The following is a 6159-nucleotide window of genomic DNA, read 5'->3' on the forward strand; positions in this document are numbered from 1 at the left end:
AAAAGTCATAATTGATATACAATATTTCCCTTTCATTAATAAAAAAACGACCATTGTCGGTCGTTCTAGCATCTTAATATTTTAAAATGGTATATTTTCATTTGTGAATGGAATTGCAGTGAAAGTAATTTGTACTTGGATAATGTTGTGCATTTTAAATGAACATAATTGTTTGGCAACCCAACATTTATTCTAGAAACTCAAAAAGAAAACCCAGTCGAGATATCTCTCGACTGGGCATTTAACACCGAAAATTTTTAAAATTTAGTATTGATTATTAGTTAGCTGTTACAGATACAGCAGATTTAACTGCTAAACCGTTAGCGTCTACTAAATCGCCACCAGATTTAGTTGTTACAGTAATAGTTTGTGCAGGATCATAGTTTGTAGAAGTAGCATCAGTGAAAGTAATTTGCACTTTTTTGCTATCTCCAGCTACCGGTGCTGCATTAGCTGCACCTGTTGCTCCAGCTACAACTGTAGTAGTACCTGATTTAATTGTGTAGAGCAATAAGTGCATCGGCAGCTTTTGTAGTATCCAAGCTTTCATTAAATGTTAATACTAAAGTATTACCAAGTTTTTGAGCAGATACTAGTGTTGCAGCAGTATTATCTCCAATAGTTACTGAATGATTAACAGCATTTAAAAGATTTCCTGCTTTATCTGCCACATTACTAACGTTAAGTAATGCAGGAGTACCTGTTGCAATGTTACCAATGTTTACTGAATTAGCTGGAAGTTCAATTGTAACACTAGTTTTTGCAGCAGTGTTAAAGTAAACAACAGTTCCAGCTGGTAATGCATTACCGTCTAAACGATAGTTGCTTAGAGCTAATGCAGAAGAAGTAACTTCTTCTGAGAAGTCTAATACAAATTTATTAACTCCACTTGTAGCAGCGTCAACTATAATTTCAGAATCCACAACTACAGTTGGTTTTGTAGTGTCTGTGCTGCTTCCAACTACGATTGAAACAGTACCAGCAGCTGAAAGATTTCCTTTTGCATCTTTAACTGCTCCAGCTTGTAATTGAACAGTATAAGTACCATTCTCAATTAATCCAGCAGCAGTAACAAAGTCAACTACTAAAACTTTTTCGTTTCCAGCTCCAGCTTTTACTACTGTTGTTGCAGCAATAGCATCATATCTAACACCATTTGCATCAGTAATAACAACTTTTGTTTCATCTACATTTACATCAGCGCCTTGGAATGCTTCATTCAAAGTTAACTCTAATGTTTGTTTGTCGTCTGAAACTTTACCAGAAACTAATGATGGAGCAGTTTTATCAGCACTAAAAGTGAAACCTTGTGAATATACTGCATTTCCGTTTCCATAAACATCTTTAATTAAGTCTTTATCTAATAAAAGAGTTACTGCTTGTGAATCTACAGCTGATGGAGCAGCACCATAGATATCGTTTTCAACGAAAGTTACAATGTAAGTTTTACCTGAAGCATCAGATGGATCTTTAGCTACTGCAGATGCACTAACTACGGTTACACCTTTTAAGAATTTAAAGTCAGCAAGGTCTAAATCATAACCAACTGTAGTTCCTAAAGCTTCTGTCAATACAACTTTCACTTGATCTTGCCCTACTTGACTAACTGAAGCAATAGCAGGTGCAGTAGTGTCATTTGGTGCAGTAAATGAGCCATTATAAATAGTTGATTCATTTCCTACGCTATCTTTACCACCAGCAACATATACTGATGCAGTAGTTCCTTTTGCTAAAGTTACTGAAGTTTCTACTTTAGTTTGAGAACCAGCTACAAATGTAGCAGTAACAGGAGTACCGTTAATACGTACGATAGGTGCAACTGCAGTGTCCATTGGCTCAGAGAAAGTAACAACTACTTTACCAGCAGAAGTATACTCAACTAGCTTAACAGTAGGAGCAACTGTATCGTTAACAGTAACTACACCTTTAAAAGTTGCAATTGTTTGTGCTTTATCAGCAGATTTAACATTAGAAACAGTTACATCAAATGATGTTTTGTTTTTATGAGCTGAAAATGTAATAACAGCTGATTTTGAATCTGCAGATAATGCTACTGTTGCACCAGCATCATAAGTTGCAAGCAATGTGTCGTTAATTTTATAGTTTGCAACTGCTTCAGCAGATGTATCATCCATTTCTTTGTTGAATTTAACTTCAACTTGTTTTGCGTTAATCGCACTTTCCGTTCCTTCATGAACAAACAAAAAAACGTCTAAAACCTTTGGTACCAAGGGTTTTAGACGTTTTTATATTGAGAGTTAGTATAGTTAATTAGGTTTATGCGAGATACCCCTTCCCTGTAATTAGCTTCTCACATCCAATCATCATAGACTTGTTTTCGTACATGATTGAATAAACGGCATAACGCTGAGTATATTCGGGACGAGCATGTCCTAAGAGTGCTTGTATACCAACTAAAGGCATCCCTTTCATAGCTAAATGCGCTGCAAACGTGTGACGTAATGTATGTGGGGATACGTGGATACCCAGTTCCTTTTTGTACTTTCTAAAATTTTTTCCAACAAATTGAGTATGAATTGGACCTGTCTTTTGTACATTCAAAAAGACAAATGGAAGATCATCATGTCGTTCTTTTAAGTAAGCCTTTAGATGTACTTCACAGGATTGCGTAAATAGTACAATACGGTCTTTTTTACCTTTCCCTTTTCGAACATGCATTATGCGTTCAGACCAGACGATATCTTCCATTTTCAAAGCCGCCATTTCACTTATACGGACCCCTGTCGTATATAAAACTTCAATGACCGCTCTTTCTTGAAGTCGTCCTTCGACTAACTTCCTTAATTCGGTCAACTGGTCGTTCAGTAGATAGTGAGTGCTGTATTCTTCTAATTCTGGCAGGTGCACAGAAACCACAGGATTATGAGTAATGAATTCTTCTTCAAAGCAATACCTATAAAACAACCTGACTCCGGTCAACTTCTTTCTCACCGTTGCCTGTTTATTTCTCAATCCTAAAGATTGCATCCAGTTTCGGATATCTCGAGAGGTAATTTCATCTACTGGCTTATTAAAATAGACCAGCATTTGTTCTACCGATTTTTGATAGTTATAAAGCGTCCTATCGCCTAACCGTATGCTGTATTCACTTATGAAGCTCTGCAGGCACTCGTCATTTGATATCATGTGAAATCCTCCTTATCCCATAAACTTTCGGTATAGGGAAATAATTTCCCTATTAGGCAGTCGAGCATATATTTGTGTCGTTGATAAATCACTATGACCAAGTTCATCCCCAATAAAGGATAACTCTGCTCCTTTTGCTAATAATTCAGTTGCAAATGTATGTCTGAAACGGTGTGGGTGCAATCCAGTAGTTAGTTTTGCATCTTCTCCTATATCTTTTACAATGTGCTGAATACCCCGTATGCCTAATCGTTTTCCCGTTCTCGAGGAGACAAAAACAGCGGGTGATATCTTGGAACAAGAGTCGATATATCGTTCAAGAAGAACAGCACATTTGGCGGTAAAATGTACGTATCTGATTTTTTTCCCCTTTCCCTTTACACAAGCGGTACGGTTTACAAAGTCAACATCGGCTCGATTAAGCCGGTTCACCTCCCCAACCCGGCAACCTGATGTGAGCATAAATTCAATCAACACTTGGTCTCTCAAAGAAGCCATCTCACTTTGTAATCGAGTTTTCGCAATGTCCTCCTTTTCTAAATATCTGGGCACTGGTTGAGGAAGTCGTGGAAACCATCTGCGTTTAATTGGGGATCGCTCTAAATACTCTTCTTGTACGCAAAAGGAGTAAAAGGAGGAAAGCACACTAAGATAGTTTTTTATAGTTGATTCTTTCACTTGCCCTTCATGTGTTTTGATCCAATGTAAAATTGCATCTGATGTTAGTGATGTAATCGGGTCATTCATGTCGGTGAAAAACTTCTCTAAAAATCGTCGATACCCTGTGATTGTTTTCTGGCTTCGGTTCGCCAATTTCAAACTTAACAGAAATTCATTAATGACCTCTTGATTAAAATTGTTGGGTAACGTTTTCTTTAATTCCCAGTACTTCTCCAATGTTATTCTACCTCCTTTTTTTATGATTGATATCGGTCATATTGCTTCTTACGGGCATGTTCCATTAATCGAGTATAGATGCGTGTACTATTAATATTCACGTGCCCGAGTAACTCTTGAATATAACTTTGGGGGGATATTTTTTTCGGCCAAGTGTGCAGCAAACGTATGGCGCATGGTGTGTGGCTTCACCTTAAACTCTAGTGTTTTGGAGTATTCTTGAAATTGTTTTTGGACGAACACTCGACTTAGCCGTCCTCCTCGTTCATTGGAAAACAGATACAGACTGTCCTTTTTACGGTGGTGAAGGTAGGATTTTAGTCGTTCGGCACATTCATGTGTAAACAATACAAAGCGTTCTTTGTTCCCTTTTCCTTTTCGAATCCATATTTGTCGTGTTTCCCATTTCACATCATCCAATTTGATATTCAACAATTCACTAATCCTTACGCCAGTTGCATATAGCGTTTCAACTATGGCTCGATCTCTCAAATCTGTTCTTGTCAGTTCCTGAAGAAGTGCCACTTCTCGTTTACTTAAGTAATAGGGAAGTGAATCGTCTTTTTGAGGTGTATGCACGGTCAGGGTTGGATTTTTTATCAATCTATTTTCTTCCATACAATACTTATAGAAGGATTTCAATGCGGCTAATTTCAAGTGAATTGAATTTGGTTTCAAACCTTTCTCTTCCATGGAAGCAAGCCATGCCCGTACATCGGAGGGTTTGACAACATCAAAGTTCTTTTCACAAAAAAGAAAGAATTGTTTTAAGGCAATCTTGTATCCTCGAGTCGTTTCTGAACTAAAACGAGCGTGGTGGTCATCAAAGAAAGATTGTTGAGCTTCTGTATTCATTGGTTTCTACCCCATTTTATTTTGATAGGCTAACATCATATCTTCAGTTGGGATTCGTGCATAAATCCGTGTGGTATTCAAATCGGCATGGCCCATTTCATCTGCAATAAATTCAAGGCTTGCACCTCTCGCTAACATGTTTGTTGCGAATGTATGGCGACAACAATGCGGGTGTAAGGATTGCGTAAGTCCTGCCTTTTTTCCTAGTTTTTCAGTAATTTTAAAGATTCCACCTGGTTGAAGAGCAAGACCACGTCGGGTCACAAATAGTGCATCAGTCGATTCATAGGATCTCGTACTTAAATAGTCTTTCATCACTAACGCACATTCTACCGAAAAATGTACCTGTCGAATCTTTTTACCTTTCCCCTTTACCTCTGCTGTTCTACTTTCAAGATTTACTTCTTGAATGATTAAGTTAGACACTTCTGACCTTCGGCAACCTGAAGAAAAAAGAAAGAGAATAAGCGCACGATTTCTAAGCGATAGGGTTTCCGCCACCAGTTTGACTCGTGCATATTCCTGATCATTGAGAAATCTGGGCATGGCTTGTGGTAATCTCGGTCGCCAACGCTTTTTAATGACCACGGTATCCATAAAATCTTCAGCAAGGCAGAAGTTAAAAAATGAAGATAGACAGGAAAGGAAAAGGTCCACTGTCTTTGGTTTTTTACCGTGAGAAAAGTTGTTTAGCCATTTTAAGACATCTTCTGATGTTATCGCTTCAAAAGAAATCAAACACTCACTAAAAAAACGCTCCAATATACTCCGATATTTTGAAATCGTCGCTTCTGCTTTATTCGCTAGTTTTAAACTTAACAAATATTCATTTAAGATATTTTTAGTTTGTATAGGTATAGCTTGATACGTACTTTCCCAATATTTTATTTTTGAATTTATACCAATAACCCCCTATGAAATCAGATTACTTACCCTATGTGATAACACCATTGTTAACTATTTTTCCCTATCTATACATCTATTTTTATAGTAGTCTCGACTACTTTTTAATCCATAAAAAAAAGCTGTCTTGTATAGACAGCTTAAGAAAATATAAAAAGTACTTTTACTCACAAAATATGTAAAGTGTTCCGTTCACCAATCGCATTAGGAACTTTTAAACATTTTAGTAAACCCACCATAGAGAAAATTAATTACTAATGTTCTTATAAACTAAACCTCTTCTTCAAATCTTTGAAGAAGTTGGCTACAATACCATTTCAAATAATAAATTACACTCGATAATGAACTCTTCAAATC

At 36.9% G+C, this 6159-nt stretch carries 6 protein-coding genes; all 6 read right to left on the reverse strand.

The features are described from left to right. Positions 1 to 277: 277 nt before the first annotated feature. Positions 278 to 520 carry a hypothetical protein gene (locus AC1DSK_RS14515; RefSeq protein WP_477598314.1) on the reverse strand — a complete coding sequence of 81 codons (243 nt, stop codon included), beginning with the start codon at positions 518 to 520 and terminating at the stop codon, positions 278 to 280. Next, the gene (locus AC1DSK_RS14520) at positions 495 to 2204 is read right to left on the reverse strand and encodes a hypothetical protein (protein ID WP_477548415.1); all 1710 of its coding nucleotides are present in this window, start codon (positions 2202 to 2204) and stop codon (positions 495 to 497) included. Before AC1DSK_RS14520 ends, AC1DSK_RS14515 begins: the two co-directional genes overlap by 26 nt. Positions 2205 to 2277: 73 nt before the next feature. After that, on the reverse strand, positions 2278 to 3147 hold the full coding sequence (locus AC1DSK_RS14525; RefSeq protein WP_477548416.1) for a tyrosine-type recombinase/integrase: 870 nt from the start codon (positions 3145 to 3147) through the stop codon (positions 2278 to 2280). Positions 3148 to 3159: 12 nt separating this feature from the next. Next, positions 3160 to 4044 carry a site-specific tyrosine recombinase/integron integrase gene (gene xerA / locus AC1DSK_RS14530; RefSeq protein ID WP_477548417.1) on the reverse strand — a complete coding sequence of 295 codons (885 nt, stop codon included), beginning with the start codon at positions 4042 to 4044 and terminating at the stop codon, positions 3160 to 3162. 90 nt (positions 4045 to 4134) lie between these two features. After that, positions 4135 to 4899 (reverse strand): tyrosine-type recombinase/integrase, encoded by a 765-nt coding sequence (locus AC1DSK_RS14535; protein WP_477548418.1) that lies wholly within the window; start codon positions 4897 to 4899, stop codon positions 4135 to 4137. Positions 4900 to 4905: 6 nt separating this feature from the next. After that, positions 4906 to 5721: a tyrosine-type recombinase/integrase gene (locus AC1DSK_RS14540; protein ID WP_477548419.1), complete on the reverse strand. Its 816-nt coding sequence runs from the start codon at positions 5719 to 5721 to the stop codon at positions 4906 to 4908. Between the last annotated feature and the right edge of the window lie 438 nt (positions 5722 to 6159).

The organism is Paenisporosarcina sp. P4_B8 (assembly GCF_056402175.1).